Genomic DNA, 16,621 nt, shown 5'->3' on the forward strand with positions numbered 1-16,621 from the left:
GACTATTGCCGCAACCGCGCCTGATCCCCATTTAGGTGCTGACATCTAACGGGAAAACGACATGAACGAAGAACAGATCTTTGCGCTCTTGACCGGGAACGTGGTCTACCTGCTGGGCGCGCTGCTGCTGATCGTCATCATCTTCAAGGGCGTGCGCATCGTGCCGCAGTCGGAAAAGCACGTGGTCGAACGCTTTGGGCGTCTGCACTCCGTGCTCGGGCCTGGCATCAACTTTGTCATCCCCTTCCTCGACGTGATCGCGCATAAGATCTCGATCCTCGAACGTCAGCTTCCCACCGCCAGCCAGGATGCCATCACGCGCGACAACGTGCTGGTCGAGGTCGAAACATCCGTTTTCTACCGCATCGTCCAACCGGAAAAGACCGTCTACCGTATCCGTGACGTGGACGCAGCGATTGCCACCACCGTCGCCGGGATCGTGCGCGCCGAGATCGGCAAGATGGACCTCGACGATGTTCAGTCCAACCGCAACCAGCTGATCGCGACCATAAAGGCCAGTGTCGAAGATGCCGTAGACAACTGGGGGATCGAGGTGACACGTGCCGAGATCCTCGACGTCAATCTCGATCAGGCGACGCGCGACGCGATGCTGCAACAGCTGAACGCGGAACGCGAACGCCGCGCGCAGGTCACCCGCGCCGAAGGCCAGAAACGCGCCGTCGAACTCTCCGCCGATGCCGAGCTTTACGCTGCCGAGCAGGTCGCCAAGGCACGCCGTATCCAGGCCGATGCCGAAGCCTATGCCACGGAGGTCGTGGCCGCCGCGATCAAGGAAAACGGGCTCGAGGCCGCGCAATACCAGGTCGCGCTGAAACAGGTCGAAGCCCTCAACGCACTTGGCAATGGCGAAGGCAAACAGACGATCCTCCTCCCCGCGAACGCGCTCGAAGCCTTTGGCGACGCATTCAAGATGTTGAAAGGAGGCAAGTAATGGCCTTCTGGACGATCTGGTGGGCATGGCTGGCGCTCGCCCTGATCCTGGGGATTGCCGAAATCGTGATCCCCGGTTTCATCTTCCTCGGCTTTGCCATCGGCGCGCTTGCGGTCGCCATGCTGCTGCTGAACACCGGCATCAGCCTGTTGCTGCCCCTGCTCCTGCTACTCTTTGCGGCCCTGTCCCTGATCGCATGGCTGGCCCTGCGGCATTTCTTTTCCCGCCCACAGGGTCAGGTCAAATATTTCGACAAGGATATCAACGACTAAGACGTCGGCGTACGCCCTCGTGATCGCGCGCTACAGCCCTCCCCTCAAAAGCGATAATACGACGTTCTCGGGGCCGCCCGCAGAGGTGCCGATGCTGCTTTGCACAAGATAGCGTCGGCGCAACTCTTCCATCCGGTCGCTTTCGATGAAATCGGCCACTTCTGAGGTGCCGAAATAGCTCTCGGCCCGCGCCTTGAAATCCGCCAGTTGACGATCAAGGTCCAGCGCGCCAAAGCTTTCAGGCAGTTGAAAAACCGTCTCGAAGATGGTGCGCAGCGGCTTCGAGGACATCACCCCGAACCAGCGCGCGTCGTTGCTCAGCGCATTTTCCACCACATCGTTGAGGTCGCGCTCCATCGCCAGCGCCACCCGCATCGAGGCATCAGACTCTCCGATCCGGATCTCGAACTGGCGATCAAGGTAGTTCTGCACGATGGCATCGGCAAACCCCGGCGGATAGACACGCCCCTCGGGCGGGGTCTTGAGATTGAAAGCATCCGCAAAGGCGTGATAGCGCTGATCCAGTTGAAGGTTGAGATAGGACAGCGGATTGTCCCGGTCCGAGGTCAGGATCTTGTTGGCGAATTGCGCGGCATCCGGTCGCGACGGCAGATCGAAGAACTCGAACGTGTCCAGCATCAGGCCGATATCGCTGAACAGGTCCTGCGCCGTTTCCACCTGGGCGCTGCGCGACGACACGCTTTCGACAAATTTCTCCAGCGTACTGGTGAACGGGTCGCCATTCGCCGTGGCCTCGGCGCGGGCGTTGAAATCAAAGGCTTTGGCGAGCGCCAGATAACGCCGGTCATATTCGGTATTCGCCACCGAAGCGGGATCGCCAATGTCCGATTCAAGAACCGATCGGAGGAAATCCTTGTTTTCGAGATCGGCCTCCAGCCCGAAAATGCCAAGCGCGGCCCGCAGCAGATCAGGCTCCTGAAACAGGTCATCCACTGTTTCTATTCCGGCGGCCTTCCCTTCAAACTTCGAAGCGAAAGCATAGATGCTTTCCTGATCGCGCACCTTGTCGGCAAGGTCAAATACCCGCGCCAGATCCGCGTAGGCCGGGTTGCTCAGCCGTCGCGCAAAGGATGTCGCGTCATCCGGGTTGGATTCCAGCACCTGTTTCAGAAAGAACCGATTGCCCGCATCGCTTTCAAGCCCGAAACGCGCAAGAGTCGATTGCAACAGCCGCGGATTGTTCAGGAGGTCATCCGCGCTGCGGATATTGGCAAGGTCGGCGCGCACCTCATCCGCCGTCTTGCCCGCGTTTATCTGCGGCCCTTCCTCCCCCTTGAAATTGAACGCCTTGGCAAAGGCGAGATAACGTTTGTCGGCCAGCCGGTTCGCCAGCGACTTGTCATCGCTGAGATCGGAATCGAGGATCCTTTTCAGAAACGCCCGGTTGTTGATATCCTCATCCAGCCCAAAGGCCCCAAGCGCCACGCGCAGCAATGCCCGGTCATTCAACAGGTCATCCGAGCTCTGGACATCCTTCATCCGTTCCATCGTCGCCGAGGTATCGCGCGCGATCTGCGGCGAATTCGCCAGCATCCCCTGCTGCTGATCGCGCGTGCGCGTCAGGAAACCATAGCCCGCCAGACCTGCCCCGATAACCGTGGGTGTGAACATGACAACCGACTCCTCAAAAGCCCTCCAGATCTTTTGTTAAGACGGTTGTGTTAACAATTGGTGGTTATGCGGATGTAATGCCGGATTCCCGCGCAAAACGGCTATGCTGCGCTGCGGCGGTGTACAGGGGGTGTACAGGTGCTGTACGGGTCGTGCACCGCCTGTGCCGCCCATTTCGGCCGCCCTGCCCGCAGTCGCAAAACCCGCGCGCCCCCTTTACGCTTTGGCGCGGAAATCCTATATAAACTATCAGAAACAGACCGAGGCATAGATGACACAGACGCCAGAACCTCTTGAAGGTGCGCCGCTGATCGCGCCCTCCTCAACAGACCACCCTCTGTATGAGCAGATCGTTGATGCGTGCCGAACGGTTTACGACCCCGAGATTCCGGTAAACATCTACGAGCTTGGATTGATCTACACGATTGATATCAACGAGCAAAACGAGGTTAACATCGCGATGTCCCTGACCGCGCCCGGCTGCCCCGTGGCCGGTGAGATGCCGGGCTGGGTCGCCGATGCGGTCGAACCGATCCCGGGCGTCAAACAGGTTGATGTGGCACTGGTCTGGGAACCGCCCTGGGGCATGGATATGATGAGCGACGAGGCACGGCTCGAACTCGGCTTCATGTAATCCGCCCGTTAAGATGGCAACTGGTCCGTTCGGACCCGCCTCTTGAGATCGTGCCGCACCGGGACTACCTTGGGACGGCAAAGGAGTATGAAAGATGTTTTCCATTCCGGGCAAACAGGCGGTCACCCTGACCCCTGCTGCGACCACCCAGATCACCAAGCTGATGGCCAAGGGCGGCCACAGCGGGCTGCGCATTGGCGTAAAGAAGGGCGGCTGCGCAGGCATGGAATACACGATGGACTACGTCTCGGAAGTTGACCCAAACGATGAGGTCATCGATCAGGACGGCGCCCGGGTGATGATTGCCCCGATGGCGCAAATGTTCCTCTTTGGAACTGAAATCGACTACGAAACCAGCCTGCTGGAATCCGGTTTCAAGTTCAACAACCCCAACGTGGCCGAGGCTTGCGGCTGCGGGGAATCCATCAAATTCAACGAAGTTCCCGGCGCGAACTGAACCGATGGCGCTGGGCGGTAGCGATATCGCCTTCGCGCTGGAGCTGTTCGAACCGCTGGGAGATCTGACCACCCGCCGTATGTTCGGCGGGATGGCGATCTATCATCAGGGCGTGATCTTTGCCCTGCTGCGCAGCGACGCCACGCTTCTGCTCAAGGCCGAGGGCGATTTTCGCGAACGCCTTGAGACCAACGGATGGGACCGCTGGACCCACACACGCAAGAACGGTGTGGAAACCAGCATGCCCTATTATGTCATCCCCGGCGAAGTGCTCGACGATCCGGATACGGCAAGCGACCTCGCCCGCGCCTCGCTTGAGTCGCGTTAGCCCTTACGCAGGTGCAGGTAGGTCTCATTGAACCGGCGCGACAGGTGATCGCCCGCCGAGATAACCTGTCCTGAACCCGGAGGTGCCACGTTCGTGTCATGGCTGGGGTTGAAGAACAGCGGGACCGAAATCCGCTCTTGCGGGCTGCCGATCACCCGGTGCAGCGTCGCCTTGGCGCGTCCGGCGGTCCAGAATTCCAGCATTTCGCCAAAATTGATGACAAACCGCCCCGGCTCGGCCACGACAGGTTGCCAGCGCCCATCGGCCAGCCGCACCTCCAGCCCCGGCACCCCATCAGTCGCCAACAGCGTCAGGCAACCGTAATCCGTGTGAGGCGCGATGCCGAAATCCTTATCCCCTGCCCAGTCAGGCCGTTCGGGGTAATAGTTTCCTCGCAGAAGCGCCATGGGCGCATCGAACGCCTGATCGAAACTCGTCTCATCCTCGCCGATCGCCACCGCCATCGCCCGCAGCAGTTCCAGCGCAACGCCATGCGCCTTGTCGTAATAAGCCTCGACCGCGGCGCGGAACCCCTCCTGTCCTTCGGGCCAGAGGTTGGGCGCATAGACCGACAGCCCGACTTCGGCCAAGGGATGACCTTCGGGCAATTCGTGACCGCAATCAAAGACTTCCTTGAAATCCGGGTTGGCCGTCGGGTCGACCTGCTCCGATTTCGGCGCACCCCAGCCCCGGTTCGATCCGGTGCGGCTCATGTCGACGGCAGATTTCTCGGCGGCCGAGCATTGGAAGAACCCGCGATAGGCCTCGATCACACGCGACACCTCATCGGCAATCAGATCGGTGTTGTGCAGGGTCAGAAATCCGACTTCGCGCAGCGCATGGGTCAGCCGGGCCATTTCGACGGGATCCCTTGCCCTCAGCAGGGCCATGTCTAGATCAGGTATCAAGGCAGCGCCTCCCTTTGGTTGGACCTGCTTGCATTTGTCCCGCCAAACCGCCGATGGTAGCAGCGAGACTTCAGGAACAGGGTAGAAAAACGATGCGACGGAAATTGGCGGCAGGCAACTGGAAGATGAACGGCACCTCGGAGTCGCTTGCGGAAATCGACACCCTGATCAAGGAACATGCCGAAGCGGGCTGCGACATGCTGATCTGCCCGCCCGCGACGCTGATCCAGCGCATGGCCGAGGCCGCAAAGGACACCAACCTGGCCGTTGGCGGGCAGGATTGCCATGCCGAGACCAGCGGCGCGCATACAGGCGACATCAGCGCGGTCATGCTGCGCGATGCCGGTGCGTCCTATGTCATCACCGGCCATTCCGAACGCCGCGTCGATCATGGCGAGCGTGACGAGACCGTACGCGCCAAGACCCTTGCCGCTATCGAGGCCGGTCTGACCGCCATCGTCTGCGTCGGCGAAAGCCTCAAGGAGCGCGAGGCCTCCAATACGCTCGACATCATCGCAGGCCAGCTGTCGGGGTCGATCCCGGATGCGGTGACCGGACAGAACCTAGTCGTCGCCTATGAACCGATCTGGGCTATCGGCACCGGCAAGGTCCCGACGCTCGACCAGATCGGCGAGGTACATGACTACATGCGATCCCGGCTTGAACGCCGCTTTGGCGCCGGTGTCGCGCGCTCGGTCCGCCTGCTTTATGGCGGCTCGGTGAAGGCGGGTAATGCCGCCGAGATTTTTGGCGTCTCCAACGTGGACGGCGCGCTTGTGGGCGGTGCCAGCCTCAAGGCCGCCGATTTCGGGCCCATCGTGGCCGCGCTATCCGCAAGCAGCTGAAACGAAAACGGATCACCGGATTATCTCCGGTGATCCGCATTGCTTGGACGATCAGAGCGACTGGTTTACGACCCGCTAACCCTACTTCGTAATGATCTCGGGCCCCATCAGGGTTGTCGGCAGGTAGGTCGACAGCCACGGAACATAGGTCACGAGGATCAGGAACACGAAGAGCACGGCGAGGAAGGGCAGCGCCGCCCGCACCACCGCCATCATCGGCATTCCCGCCACGCCCGAGGTGACAAAGAGGTTGAGACCCACAGGCGGCGTGATCATCCCGATTTCCATGTTCACCACCATGATGATGCCAAGGTGGATCGGATCGATCCCCAGTTCGATGGCGATCGGAAAGACCAGCGGCGCGACGATCACGATAAGGCCCGAGGGCTCCATGAACTGACCGCCGATGAGCAGGATGATGTTCACCACGATCAGGAACATGATCGGCCCGAACCCCGCGCTCAGCATCGCCCCGGCGATCTGCTGCGGGATCTGCTCGTCAGTCAGAACATGCTTTAGGATCAGCGCGTTGGCGATGATGAACATCAGCATGATCGTCAGCTTACCCGCATCCAGCAGCGTGTCGCGGGTGTCGCGATGAAAGAACGCCGTGACGATGGCCCAGGGCTTGTCCAGCAGGGTCAGCGGGCGCGGCGGCGCACCCGTCACGGCAGCGGCCGATAGGCTCTGCGCCTCGCGCGGTTTGAGCGGTCCCATGTCGCGATAGACAAAGAGCGCCACGATGGCCGCATAGACCGAGGCAACGGCGGCAGCTTCGGTCGGCGTGAACAGGGCCGCGGTCACACCTGGGATACCGTAGATCCCGACCATGATGATGACGATCAGCATCAGCCCCCAGAAGGCGTCGCGGAAACTGGCACCGATTTCGCCCCAGCCCTGCCATTCGCCTTTGGGCATGCCACGGATGACCGCCATGATATAGATCGTCACCATTAGCATGACACCGGCCATGAGGCCCGGAATGACGCCCGCAAGGAACATCCGACCGACCGAGACATCGGTTGCCGAGGCATAGACCACCATCACGATGGACGGCGGGATCAGGATGCCCAGCGTGCCCGCGTTACAGATCACACCGGCCGCGAATTCCTTGGTATAGCCCGCCTGCTTCATCGCCGCGATGACGATTGTCCCGATGGCCACCACAGTTGCCGGGGACGACCCCGACAGCGCGGCAAAGATCATGCAGGCGAAAACGCCCGAGATCGCCAGCCCGCCGCGTAGATGCCCGACGCAGGCGATGGAAAAGCGGATGATCCGTTTTGCGACGCCGCCGGTCGACATGAAGGACGACGCAAGGATGAAAAAGGGGATCGCCAGCAGCGTATAGTGTCCCGCCATCGCCTGATAGAGCGACTGCGCAATCGAGGCGAGCGAGGTGTCCGAGAACATCAGAAGGAACAGGATCGAGCTGAACCCGAGCGACACCGCAATCGGCACGCCCACCAGCAACAGGCCGATGATGAGAACAAATAGGAGAACGACTTCCATGTGAGATTACTCCTGACGGGCGGCGGCGACATCGGCGACCGCGTCTTCGGCTTCGTGGCTGACGATCAGGCTGATCCGCTCGCCCTTGATGACGGCGATAAAAGCCTGCACCACGCGCAGCAGGATCAGCGCAGTGGCAAAGGGCAGGATCGCATAAGGCACGACACGGGGGAGTTTTTCATATTCCTCGCCATAGTTTATCGCCTCTTCGAGCCAGCGGAATATACCCAGCATCGGCACTTGGTCGGTGACGTAAAAGGCCCGGTCCCGCACGCCCTCGGTAAAGCCCATGGGGAACCAGCGGCCCTCGGTCGGCTGAAGCGCCGCGAATGGCGCCCAGTAATCCCATGCGCCCTTCACCAAAAGCGCCGCATAGGCCAGACAGATCAGCGCCGAAATGATGGCAAGCACCCGTTTTCCCGGGCTTTCGAACAGGTTGATCACCGCGTCCACACCAAGGTGCGAGCCGATCTTGAACCCATAAGAGATGCCCAGCAGCACCAACCAGGCGAACAGGATCAGAACGACTTCAAGCCCCCAGATGAGCGAGGCGTTGAACACGTACCTCAGCAGGACATTGATGAAGGTAACCAGCGTCATAAGGCCAAGGATGACTGCAATGGCCGTCTCTTCGATGGAATTAATGAAACGTCCGACCGCCGATTGCGGCCGATACTGCGCATGACCAGACATCGCGCGTCCCCCGGATTGCAAGAGATGGAGTCGGCGCGGCAGAGGCGCGCCAGACAGGTGGCACCAGCCGGTTCCGGCTGGTGCGGTGGCCGATTACATCGACTCGTTGATGGATTGCGCAGCGGCGATGTTGTCTTCGCCCACGTCGCCTTCGAATTTTTCCCAGACGGGCTTCATCGCGTTGACCCAGTCGGCACGCTGCTCGGGGGTCAGCTCGCGCACGACACCGCCGGCTTCGATGATCGCTGCCTTGGCCTCTTCGTTGACCTTGAAGGACTCGCCGTTACGGGTCTCGGTCACTTCCTGAAGGATGGTCTGCATCTGATCGCGCACATCCGCGTCCAGCGATTCCCACCAGTCGACGCTGGTCACGACGAGATAATCGAGAACACCGTGGTTGGTTTCGGTCACACCGTCCTGAACTTCAAAGAACTTCTGGCCGTAGATGTTGGACCATGTGTTCTCCTGCCCGTCGACAACGCCCGTCTGTAATGCGCCGTAAACCTCGGAAAAGGCCATCGGCTGCGGGCTGGCGTCGAGAGCTTCCATCTGGGCGACAAGCACGTCGCTCGGCTGGACGCGGAACTTGAGCCCGGCCGCATCACCCGGCTCAAGCAGCGGTTTCTTGGCCGAGAACTGCTTCATGCCGTTGTGCCAGAATTCCAGTCCCAGTAGGCCACGGCGCGCCATGGATTCCTTCATCGCCTGACCGGTTTCGGAGGCCTGGAAGGCATCGACCGCTTCGATGTTCTTGAACATGAAAGGCAGGTCGAAAATGCGGAACTGCTTGGTGAAGGTTTCGAATTTCGAAAGGCTGGGCGCGGCCATCTGTACGTCGCCCTGAAGCATCGCTTCAAGAACCTGGTCGTCGTTGTAGAGTGTCGAGTTCGGGTAGACCTCGACACAGGCTTTGCCGTCCATCTCTTCGTTCACGCGTTCCTGGAACAGCGAGGCCGCGATCCCCTTGGGGTGACGGTCGGTGTTGGTCACATGCGCGAACTTGACGACAACTTCGCCGTCGTCACATTGCGCGAAACCGGCGGTTGCCGAAACGCTCAGCGTCAGGGCCGCCACGGCAGCGGTTGCAAACTTCATTGGATACTCCTCCCGAGCTATGTCTTCCGGATTGCTCCGGTGGCATCGTGATTCGATGCGCTGAGGTCAGTGAACAGAATCAGCATCAACCGCTCAAGAACGCAGCGCGGCAATGGCGCGATGGAAAAAATAGTTAATTTTTTCATCGCTTTACGGAACGCTTTGCACGGAAAGCGCCGACTGCTTCAGGTCCCGAGTGCGAAAATCCACACAAGCCCGGTAGCACACTGTGCGGAAATCCGCACACTTCCCACTCCCCTATCGGCGGAAGTCTTCCGGGCGAATCCCGTATTTCGTCAATTTGTCGTAAAAGGTCTTTCGAGGCAGCTTCAGCGCCTTGGCCGCTTCCGACGCATGGCCGTTCTGCCGCCCAAGCGCGGCGATCAACAGGGCGCGCTCGACCCGCGCCATCTGCTCGACAAGGCCAAGACCGGCGGCCTCGCTGACTTCCTCGGGCATACCCAGCACGAAGCGCATCGCCGCGCTCATCAGCGAACGCGCATTCCCGGGCCAGTCCTGCGCCATGAGCGAGGCGACATGTTCGGGTGATATCTCGGGCGGACGAACGCCGGATTGCTCGGCCGCTTGCGCCACGTAGCGGCGGAACAGCACCGGAATATCGTCGGGCCGCTCGGCAAGCGACGGGATACGCACCCGGCTCACGTCCAGCCGATAGAAAAGGTCGGCGTTCAGTGTCGTCTCGTCCGGCTCGACAGTGCTGCCTGCCATGACGCGGGTGGCGTGGCGTTGCTCCAATGCTTCGATCAGCGCGATCTGCGTGTCCGCCGGCAGGCGTGTGATCTCGTCCAGAAACAGCGCCCCGCCCCGGCTTGCTTCGAGCGCCTCGTGCAGCCCGGAGCGGTCCAGCCCGTCGGCCGCGCGTTTCTCGAACGGCGCCTGAGCCCGTGGCGAGCACATATGGATCACTTCGGCGATCTTCGAAATGCCGCTGCCCGGAGGGCCGCTGACCAGCACCTCGCTGTCAGTCTGCGCCACGCGACGCACCCGCGCCCGCAGCCCTTCGGCCAGCGCCGAAACTCCGAATATCAGGCGCGCCGCAGGGTCGCCCGCCTCGCTCATCGCCTGTTCGGCCCGCGCCTCAAGCACTTTGCGTCGCACCGCCAGCGCCCGGTTCATCACTTCGACCAGATCGGCGGGCGCGCAGGGCTTTTCGAGGAAGTCAAAGGCCCCCTGCTCCATCGCGGCGACCGCCATCGGGATGTCCGCCTCGCCGGTCAAAAGCACCACCGGCAGATCTTCGTCCACCGCGCGGGCATGGCCCAAAAGGTGAAACCCGTCGCGCCCCGGCATGCGGATATCAGACAGGATCACCCCCGGAAAATCGCGGGTGATATGATCCTTGGCCGCGACGAATGACCCGGCGACGATGGGTGTCAGGGCGGCCAAATCCAGCGTCTGTGCCAGCGCCTCACGCACGGCGCTATCGTCTTCGACCAGAAGCACCATATCGCTCATGCGGCCTGTTCCTCTTGCCAGGGTTCAAGATGCACCGTGAATTCCGCGCCGCCAGCCTCGCTGTTGCGGCCACGGATATCGCCGCCGAAACTCTGCACAAGTCCGTATGAGATCGAAAGCCCCAGCCCCATGCCCTCGGAAAGACCGACGGCTTTCGTGGTGTAAAACGGGTCGAATATCTTTTCCGGATCGTCGATGCCGGGGCCGGTGTCGCGCAGTAGCACGGTCAGCGGTGGCCCCTGATCTATCGCAACGGTCAGGCTCTTCTCGCTCTGGTTCTGCATCGCGTCGATGGCGTTGGTCACGAGGTTGAGGAACACCTGCCCCAGCCTCACCTCTCCACCGCGCGCCCAGACCGGGCCCGAGGGACGGTCGTAATGCAGCGTGACGCCTTCCTGTTCCAGCCGCGCCGAGACCATTTCCAGCACGCTGTCAAAGGCCGCCACCACGTCGACCCGGCGTGGTGTTTCGCTTTCCTGCCGCGAGAAGGTGCGCAGGTTCTGGATGATCCGGCCCATCCGCCGCGCCAGTTCGGAAATCCGGCCAAGGTTCGCGGCGGCCACGTCATCACGGCCACGCTCAAGATATTGCGCCCCGTTCTCGGCAAAGGAACGGATTGCCATAAGCGGCTGGTTCAGCTCGTGGCTGATGCCCGCGCTCATCTGGCCCAGTGCCGAGAGTTTGCCCGCCTGCACGAGATCCGCCTGCGCACGGGTCAGCGCGGCCTCGGCTTCCTGCCGCTCGGCGATTTCGCGACGCAACCGGGTGTTGGTCGTCGACAGAGCGCGGGTGCGTTGCGCCACGCGGGCCTCGAGCACGGCATTGGCCTCGGCCAGAGTGCGCCGTCGGATCGTTGCCACGAAAAGCGTCGCGCCAAAGGCAAGGCAGATCGCCGCCACCGCCGCCGCCTGCAACCCGGCCAGCCGCCGCGCCGGGGCGATATCGACAAGCACCTCGCCGGTCAGACCCACCGTGGGCATGGATTGCGCCAGATGCAGCGCCCTTGCAGGCAGATACGGACCCCAGCCCATCTCCCATATCTCGTGGCCTGAAAACGTCCATGTCCGAAACGCGCCCGCCGTGCCATCGGGCGCCACAAGGCCGATGCCCCCTTCGGGACGGTCCCATCCAAGTAGTTCCGAGCGGTTGGTGACAAAAACATCGCCGCTCAAATCGGTGAAGAGAACCGCCGGATTGTCGCCGCGCCACGCCTGTTCGATCAGCTCGATATCGGCCACGAAAACCAACGCCCCGCGCACCGCGCCGCCCGGTGCGAAAATGGGCGCGGCAAAGAAATAGGCGCGCTGACCGCCCGCCTGCCCGTGCCCGCGCCCAAGCGCGCCCTGCGTCGCCCGCCGGAAATAGGGCGTGCCGCTGATGTTTTCGGGGCTTTCCACTTCAGCGCTGGCAATGACCCGGCCATCGCGATCCGCATACATGATGTCCATCGCCCCAGTCTTGTCGGCCACCTCGCGCAAAAGTCCGTTGGCGGCCCCTACCCGTTCCGGCAGATCAAGCCGCTCAAGCTCTGGATGGTCGGCCATCAGCACGGCAAGTTCCTGATATGTCTGCAGTTGCGTCGCCAGACGATCACTCGCCAGCGCCAGATCGGATTCCGCGCGGCGGGCAAGCTGGTCAAGCGCCTGATCGTAGCCATAACGCCAGACGACGCTGGTCAACGCGGCGACGGCCAGCAGAAAGACCGGCACGACTAGGTTGAAAGGTTTGATCCAGCTTTTCATCTCGCCCAGACTATCAGGCGCGGGCTTGCATTGACCAGTGGCGCCTGACAAAGCTCTGCCGCATGAAGCAGTTGCGCCAATCCCCGGGTGATCCCGCGTTCGTCCAGAATCCCTATCCGTTCTATGCCACGGCGCGCACGGACGGGCATCTCCACCACTGGTCCGATTACGGGATGGTCGCCGCCTTTTCGCACGAAGCCGTCAGTTCTCTGCTGCGCGACAAGCGGATGGGTCGCGAGGTGCCGACCGAAATGGCGCAGCCGCCGCGCCCCGAGCTGGCCGCCTTTGACGCGATCGAGGCGCATTCCATGCTGGAGATTGAACCGCCGCGCCATACAAGGCTGCGCGGGCTGGTGCTGCGGGCCTTTACCTCGCGCGCCATTGCCGCGCTGGCCGGCGATATCGAAGCTCTCTGCCATGAGCTGGTCGATGGTTTCCCGGCGGAGCCTTTCGATCTGTTCCCCACCTATTGCACCGAGATCCCGCTGCGCACCATCGCGCGGCTGCTCGGCGTGCCCGAGGATATGTGCCCGAACCTGCTTGCATGGTCGCATGCGATGGTCGCGATGTATCAGGCCGAAACGCCACCCGGCACCGCCGAGACCGCCAACCGCGCGAGCGCCGAGTTCACCGCCTATCTGACCGATTTCATTGAACACCGCCGTCAAACAATGCAGGACTCGCCGCCCGATGACCTGATCACCCGGTTGATCGCGGTGCAGCAATCCGATGGCGACCGGCTGAGCATTGAGGAATTGATCTCAACCTGCGTTCTCTTGCTGAACGCCGGGCACGAGGCGACGGTGCACAGCCTTGGAAATGGCATCAAGGCGCTGGTGGAGCATGGGTTTGGCACGGATTGCCTGACCGATAACACCGTGGCGGGCACGGTCGAAGAGATCCTGCGCTATGACCCGCCGCTGCATATGTTCCAGCGCTATGCCTACGAGGATTTCGAGGCTTTCGGCCATGCCTTCAAACGCGGCAATCAGGTCGCGCTTTTGCTGGGGGCGGCCAATCGTGACCCGGCTGTCTGGCCCGATCCGGACCGGTTCGATCCGGCGCGCAAACCGCTCACCCATTCGGCTTTCGGGGGCGGTGCGCATTTCTGTGTCGGCGCGCCTTTGGCGCGGCTGGAAATGCAGATTGCCTTGCAGGTGCTGTTCCGGCGCTGCCCGGATTTGTCGCTGGCGCAGCCACCGATCTACGCCGACAGCTACCATTTCCACGGGTTGTCGGCGCTGATGGTGATGACCTGATCAGGCGAAACGCCCGCTGCGCTGAAGCACTTCGATCTGATAGCCATCGGGGTCGGCCACAAAGAAGAACCGCGCGATCAGTTGACCGTCGCGTTCGAATTCCACGATTTTGCGCGGTGAATAACCTGCCGCCTCGAACCGCGCGTGCTCGGAATCCAGATCATCGACGCTAAACGCAATGTGGCCATAGCCGTCACCAAGGTCGTAAGGCTCAGTGCGTTCTTTGTTGATGGTCAGCTCAAGCTCATGCCCCGCCTCTTCGTTCCAGAGATAGACCAGTGTGAAATCGTCGAAATCTAGGCGATCGCTCTGCGTCAGCCCGAAAGCGTCGCGGTAAAAGGCGACCGAGCGGTCTTCGTTCAAGACGCGGATCATCGTGTGAATGGCTTTGGCCATGGGCGTTCCTTTCCTGAGGATTTGGTCCCGCTATAGGCCTCTCGCTCGCGGCTTTCCACCCCGCCCAGTTATATTGAAATCAGGTCGAAATCTGGTCGATCGGCAACATCGTGGTGGATTTGATTTCCTCCATCGACAGGAGGGCCGTGACGTTATGCACCCGCACTTCCGAGATCAGCGCCTGATAGAACTGGTCATAGGCGCGGGCGTTCTTGACGCGCACCTTCAGGATATAGTCGATGTCGCCCGCCAGCCGGTGGGCCTCTTGTACCTCGGGGCGGTCGCGCAGCGCCTTGAGGAAGGTCGCCTGCCATTCCGCCTCATGCTCGGAGGTGCGGATCAGCACGAAAAAGCATGCCTCGAATCCCAGCGCCTCGGCATCCAGAACCACGGTCTGTTGCCCCATGATCCCGGCGTCGCGCAGCTTGCGGATTCGATTCCAGACAGGGGTCTTGGAAGACCCGACAGCCTTGGCGATATCGTCCAGCGACTGGCTGGCGTCGCGCTGCACTTCGGCCAGAATTTTTCGATCCACGTCGTCGATGCGAACTGACATTCCTGTTTCTTTCCTTGTTTGGGTCGATTGTCTCGACTTGGCGTTTGGTTGGAACAAATGTCCTTATTTGACAACCCCTATGGCGATTTGAAGGGAATATTTCCTATATTGCAGTTCAAGTCAAACAAACGGGCGGAGCCTGCGCGATGCAACATTTCCCGATCTTCCTCGCTGTCGAGGGCCAGCGCATCACCCTTTCGGGCGGTGGTGAGGCCGCGCTTGCCAAGTTGCGCCTTTTGATGAAGACAGAGGCGCGGATAGACGTCTATGCCGCCGCTCCAGCGCCGGAAATCGAGACATGGGCGAGCGAGGGCAAGCTGACCCTGTCTCGCCGCGCGCTTGCCGAGGGCGATGTGGACGGCTCGGCGCTGTTCTATGCCGCTGACGAGGATGAGGTCGAAGACGCCCGCACTGCAGAGCTTGCCCGCGCTGCCGGTGTGCTGGTCAACGTGGTCGACAACCTACAGGACAGTCAGTTCATCACCCCCGCCATCGTCGATCGTGACCCGGTCACTGTTGCCATCGGTACCGAAGGTGCGGCCCCCGTGCTGGCCCGTGCGATCAAGGCCGATCTCGAGGCACGTCTGGCGGTCACGCTCGGTCCGCTGGCGCGAATCGGCAAAGGATTTCGCAAACTGGCCGAGGCGCTGCCCTTTGGCCGTGCCCGCCGCGATTTCTGGGCCGATTACTATTTCAATGCCGGCCCCCGCGCGATGGATGAGGGTGGCGAAACCGCCGTTCGCCCGGCGCTTCAATCGCTGCTGAACGATCACCTGACGCGTCCGCAGCGCGACGGCCACGTCGCCTTTGTCGGCGCCGGTCCGGGCGATCCGGAACTGCTAACGCTCAAGGCGCGCCGTGCGCTGGACGAGGCCGACGTGGTGATCTACGACCGCCTGATCTCAAAGGAAATCCTTGAACTTGCCCGCCGCGAGGCGCTAATGCTCGATGTCGGCAAGGAAGGCTTTGGCCCTTCGACCCCGCAGGAGGTCATCAATGACCTGCTGGTGGAACACGCCCGCAAAGGCGCGCAAGTGGTGCGGCTGAAATCCGGTGATAGTACAGTATTCGGACGGCTGGACGAGGAAATCGACGCCTGCGACGCGGCAGGTGTCACCTGGCATATCGTACCGGGCATCACGGCCGCCTCGGCTGCCGTGGCTGGCATCGGCCAGAGCCTGACGAAACGGGGCCGCAATGCGTCTGTCCGCTTCCTGACCGGACATGACATGAAAGGTTTTGCCGATCACGACTGGGCCACGCTGGCGCGCCCGGGCGAGGTTGCCGCGATCTACATGGGCAAGAAATCCGCCCGTTTCATCCAGGGCCGCCTGATCATGCACGGGGCCGACCGCGCCACGCCGATCACCGTGATAGAAAACGCCTCGCGCCCCGATCAGCGCATTCTTTCAACCACGCTCGACACCCTGCCTACCGATCTGGCCGAGGCCGAAATGACCGGCCCTGCCCTCACCTTCTATGGCCTCGCCCCGCGCGCGGCCGCCCTTGCCCTTCCCGAGATGCAAAAGGAACTCGCCTGATGGCCCGCCCCTTTACCCCCAAAGTCGTTACCGCCAATGCCCTTCTTGAAGGCGATGTGATCTATCAGACCGCCGATGACCGCTGGTCGCGCACGCTCTCCGAGGCCGAAGTGCTGCGCGACGAGGCACTGGCCAAGCAACGGCTTGATTTTGCCGCGCAACAGGCCGGCGAAGTGGTCGGTGCCTATCTGGCCGAGGTCAAGATCGGCGCGAACGGTCCCGAGCCCACCCATTTCCGCGAGGAATTCCGCCTGACCGGCCCGTCGAATTATTTCCACGGCAAGCAGGCCGAAACCGCCTCCTGATCCGAACAAGACCCATCC

18 protein-coding genes are annotated in these 16,621 nt (G+C 61.7%); 9 read left to right on the forward strand and 9 right to left on the reverse strand.

Going from position 1 to position 16,621, the window contains the following annotated elements:
• Positions 1–61: 61 nt before the first annotated feature.
• Together MF268_RS00955 and MF268_RS00960 are read left to right on the forward strand one after the other, a co-directional pair.
• Entirely contained in the window at positions 62–952 is an 891-nt protein-coding gene (locus MF268_RS00955; protein WP_238369042.1) for an SPFH domain-containing protein, read from the forward strand.
• Positions 952–1,224, forward strand: coding sequence for an NfeD family protein (locus MF268_RS00960; RefSeq protein WP_238369043.1), 273 nt, complete (start codon positions 952–954; stop codon positions 1,222–1,224). The genes MF268_RS00955 and MF268_RS00960 overlap by 1 nt, the downstream gene beginning before the upstream one ends.
• A 30-nt stretch (positions 1,225–1,254) precedes the next feature.
• Here MF268_RS00960 and MF268_RS00965 read toward each other — a convergent pair whose 3' ends face one another.
• Positions 1,255–2,856, reverse strand: a complete 1,602-nt coding sequence (locus tag MF268_RS00965; protein WP_238369044.1) for a DUF1217 domain-containing protein — start codon at positions 2,854–2,856, stop codon at positions 1,255–1,257.
• A 271-nt stretch (positions 2,857–3,127) separates the two neighbouring features.
• Between MF268_RS00965 and MF268_RS00970 the strand changes: the two genes are divergently transcribed.
• The 3 genes from MF268_RS00970 (at position 3,128) to MF268_RS00980 (ending at position 4,275) form a co-directional block, all read left to right on the forward strand.
• Positions 3,128–3,490 carry an SUF system Fe-S cluster assembly protein gene (locus MF268_RS00970; RefSeq protein WP_088635110.1) on the forward strand — a complete coding sequence of 121 codons (363 nt, stop codon included), beginning with the start codon at positions 3,128–3,130 and terminating at the stop codon, positions 3,488–3,490.
• Between the two features lie 94 nt (positions 3,491–3,584).
• On the forward strand, positions 3,585–3,947 hold the full coding sequence (locus MF268_RS00975) for a HesB/IscA family protein (protein ID WP_088635111.1): 363 nt from the start codon (positions 3,585–3,587) through the stop codon (positions 3,945–3,947).
• Positions 3,948–3,951: 4 nt separating this feature from the next.
• Positions 3,952–4,275, forward strand: a complete 324-nt coding sequence (locus tag MF268_RS00980) for a TfoX/Sxy family protein (protein ID WP_238369045.1) — start codon at positions 3,952–3,954, stop codon at positions 4,273–4,275.
• Here MF268_RS00980 and MF268_RS00985 read toward each other — a convergent pair.
• Positions 4,272–5,183: an isopenicillin N synthase family dioxygenase gene (locus tag MF268_RS00985; protein ID WP_238369046.1), complete on the reverse strand. Its 912-nt coding sequence runs from the start codon at positions 5,181–5,183 to the stop codon at positions 4,272–4,274. The two genes, MF268_RS00980 and MF268_RS00985, sit on opposite strands and share 4 nt — an antisense overlap.
• Before the next feature lie 92 nt (positions 5,184–5,275).
• Between MF268_RS00985 and tpiA the strand changes: the two genes are divergently transcribed.
• A complete protein-coding gene (tpiA, locus tag MF268_RS00990) occupies positions 5,276–6,028 on the forward strand; it encodes a triose-phosphate isomerase (RefSeq protein ID WP_238369047.1) in 753 nt (250 codons plus the stop codon).
• Between the two features lie 81 nt (positions 6,029–6,109).
• Here the strand turns inward: tpiA and MF268_RS00995 are convergent, their stop codons facing one another.
• From MF268_RS00995 to MF268_RS01015, 5 genes are all read right to left on the reverse strand, one after another.
• Positions 6,110–7,540, reverse strand: coding sequence for a TRAP transporter large permease (locus tag MF268_RS00995; protein ID WP_238369048.1), 1,431 nt, complete (start codon positions 7,538–7,540; stop codon positions 6,110–6,112).
• A 6-nt stretch (positions 7,541–7,546) separates the two neighbouring features.
• A complete protein-coding gene (locus MF268_RS01000) occupies positions 7,547–8,233 on the reverse strand; it encodes a TRAP transporter small permease (protein WP_238369049.1) in 687 nt (228 codons plus the stop codon).
• 93 nt (positions 8,234–8,326) lie between these two features.
• Positions 8,327–9,328, reverse strand: a complete 1,002-nt coding sequence (locus MF268_RS01005) for a DctP family TRAP transporter solute-binding subunit (protein ID WP_238369050.1) — start codon at positions 9,326–9,328, stop codon at positions 8,327–8,329.
• A gap of 258 nt (positions 9,329–9,586) precedes the next feature.
• Complete coding sequence (locus MF268_RS01010; RefSeq protein ID WP_238369051.1) at positions 9,587–10,804, reverse strand: sigma-54-dependent transcriptional regulator; 1,218 nt, start codon at positions 10,802–10,804, stop codon at positions 9,587–9,589.
• On the reverse strand, positions 10,801–12,546 hold the full coding sequence (locus tag MF268_RS01015) for an ATP-binding protein (RefSeq protein WP_238369052.1): 1,746 nt from the start codon (positions 12,544–12,546) through the stop codon (positions 10,801–10,803). Before MF268_RS01015 ends, MF268_RS01010 begins: the two co-directional genes overlap by 4 nt.
• Positions 12,547–12,608: 62 nt before the next feature.
• Between MF268_RS01015 and MF268_RS01020 the strand changes: the two genes are divergently transcribed.
• Positions 12,609–13,805, forward strand: coding sequence for a cytochrome P450 (locus tag MF268_RS01020; protein WP_238369053.1), 1,197 nt, complete (start codon positions 12,609–12,611; stop codon positions 13,803–13,805).
• Here MF268_RS01020 and MF268_RS01025 read toward each other — a convergent pair whose 3' ends face one another.
• Together MF268_RS01025 and MF268_RS01030 are read right to left on the reverse strand one after the other, a co-directional pair.
• Complete coding sequence (locus MF268_RS01025) at positions 13,806–14,201, reverse strand: VOC family protein (protein WP_238369054.1); 396 nt, start codon at positions 14,199–14,201, stop codon at positions 13,806–13,808.
• A gap of 79 nt (positions 14,202–14,280) precedes the next feature.
• Positions 14,281–14,757 carry an Lrp/AsnC family transcriptional regulator gene (locus tag MF268_RS01030; RefSeq protein ID WP_238369055.1) on the reverse strand — a complete coding sequence of 159 codons (477 nt, stop codon included), beginning with the start codon at positions 14,755–14,757 and terminating at the stop codon, positions 14,281–14,283.
• Between the two features lie 146 nt (positions 14,758–14,903).
• Here MF268_RS01030 and cysG point away from each other — a divergent pair, with 146 nt between their 5' ends.
• Together cysG and MF268_RS01040 are read left to right on the forward strand one after the other, a co-directional pair.
• Positions 14,904–16,298, forward strand: coding sequence for a siroheme synthase CysG (cysG, locus tag MF268_RS01035; protein WP_238369056.1), 1,395 nt, complete (start codon positions 14,904–14,906; stop codon positions 16,296–16,298).
• Positions 16,298–16,603 (forward strand): DUF2849 domain-containing protein, encoded by a 306-nt coding sequence (locus tag MF268_RS01040; RefSeq protein WP_238369057.1) that lies wholly within the window; start codon positions 16,298–16,300, stop codon positions 16,601–16,603. Before cysG ends, MF268_RS01040 begins: the two co-directional genes overlap by 1 nt.
• Positions 16,604–16,621: the final 18 nt, after the last annotated feature.

Source organism: Heliomarina baculiformis, from assembly GCF_019966545.1.
GTDB lineage: Bacteria > Pseudomonadota > Alphaproteobacteria > Rhodobacterales > Rhodobacteraceae > Heliomarina > Heliomarina baculiformis.

Bases quoted from the DNA above. Each gene is read 5' to 3' on its own strand.
- MF268_RS00955 (WP_238369042.1), top strand. From the start codon at position 62: ATGAACGAAGAACAGATCTTTGCGCTCTTGACCGGGAACGTGGTCTAC.
- MF268_RS00960 (WP_238369043.1), top strand. From the start codon at position 952: ATGGCCTTCTGGACGATCTGGTGGGCATGGCTGGCGCTCGCCCTGATC.
- MF268_RS00965 (WP_238369044.1), bottom strand. From the start codon at position 2,856: ATGTTCACACCCACGGTTATCGGGGCAGGTCTGGCGGGCTATGGTTTC.
- MF268_RS00970 (WP_088635110.1), top strand. From the start codon at position 3,128: ATGACACAGACGCCAGAACCTCTTGAAGGTGCGCCGCTGATCGCGCCC.
- MF268_RS00975 (WP_088635111.1), top strand. From the start codon at position 3,585: ATGTTTTCCATTCCGGGCAAACAGGCGGTCACCCTGACCCCTGCTGCG.
- MF268_RS00980 (WP_238369045.1), top strand. From the start codon at position 3,952: ATGGCGCTGGGCGGTAGCGATATCGCCTTCGCGCTGGAGCTGTTCGAA.
- tpiA (WP_238369047.1), top strand. From the start codon at position 5,276: ATGCGACGGAAATTGGCGGCAGGCAACTGGAAGATGAACGGCACCTCG.
- MF268_RS00995 (WP_238369048.1), bottom strand. From the start codon at position 7,540: ATGGAAGTCGTTCTCCTATTTGTTCTCATCATCGGCCTGTTGCTGGTG.
- MF268_RS01000 (WP_238369049.1), bottom strand. From the start codon at position 8,233: ATGTCTGGTCATGCGCAGTATCGGCCGCAATCGGCGGTCGGACGTTTC.
- MF268_RS01005 (WP_238369050.1), bottom strand. From the start codon at position 9,328: ATGAAGTTTGCAACCGCTGCCGTGGCGGCCCTGACGCTGAGCGTTTCG.
- MF268_RS01010 (WP_238369051.1), bottom strand. From the start codon at position 10,804: ATGAGCGATATGGTGCTTCTGGTCGAAGACGATAGCGCCGTGCGTGAG.
- MF268_RS01015 (WP_238369052.1), bottom strand. From the start codon at position 12,546: ATGAAAAGCTGGATCAAACCTTTCAACCTAGTCGTGCCGGTCTTTCTG.
- MF268_RS01020 (WP_238369053.1), top strand. From the start codon at position 12,609: ATGAAGCAGTTGCGCCAATCCCCGGGTGATCCCGCGTTCGTCCAGAAT.
- MF268_RS01025 (WP_238369054.1), bottom strand. From the start codon at position 14,201: ATGGCCAAAGCCATTCACACGATGATCCGCGTCTTGAACGAAGACCGC.
- MF268_RS01030 (WP_238369055.1), bottom strand. From the start codon at position 14,757: ATGTCAGTTCGCATCGACGACGTGGATCGAAAAATTCTGGCCGAAGTG.
- cysG (WP_238369056.1), top strand. From the start codon at position 14,904: ATGCAACATTTCCCGATCTTCCTCGCTGTCGAGGGCCAGCGCATCACC.
- MF268_RS01040 (WP_238369057.1), top strand. From the start codon at position 16,298: ATGGCCCGCCCCTTTACCCCCAAAGTCGTTACCGCCAATGCCCTTCTT.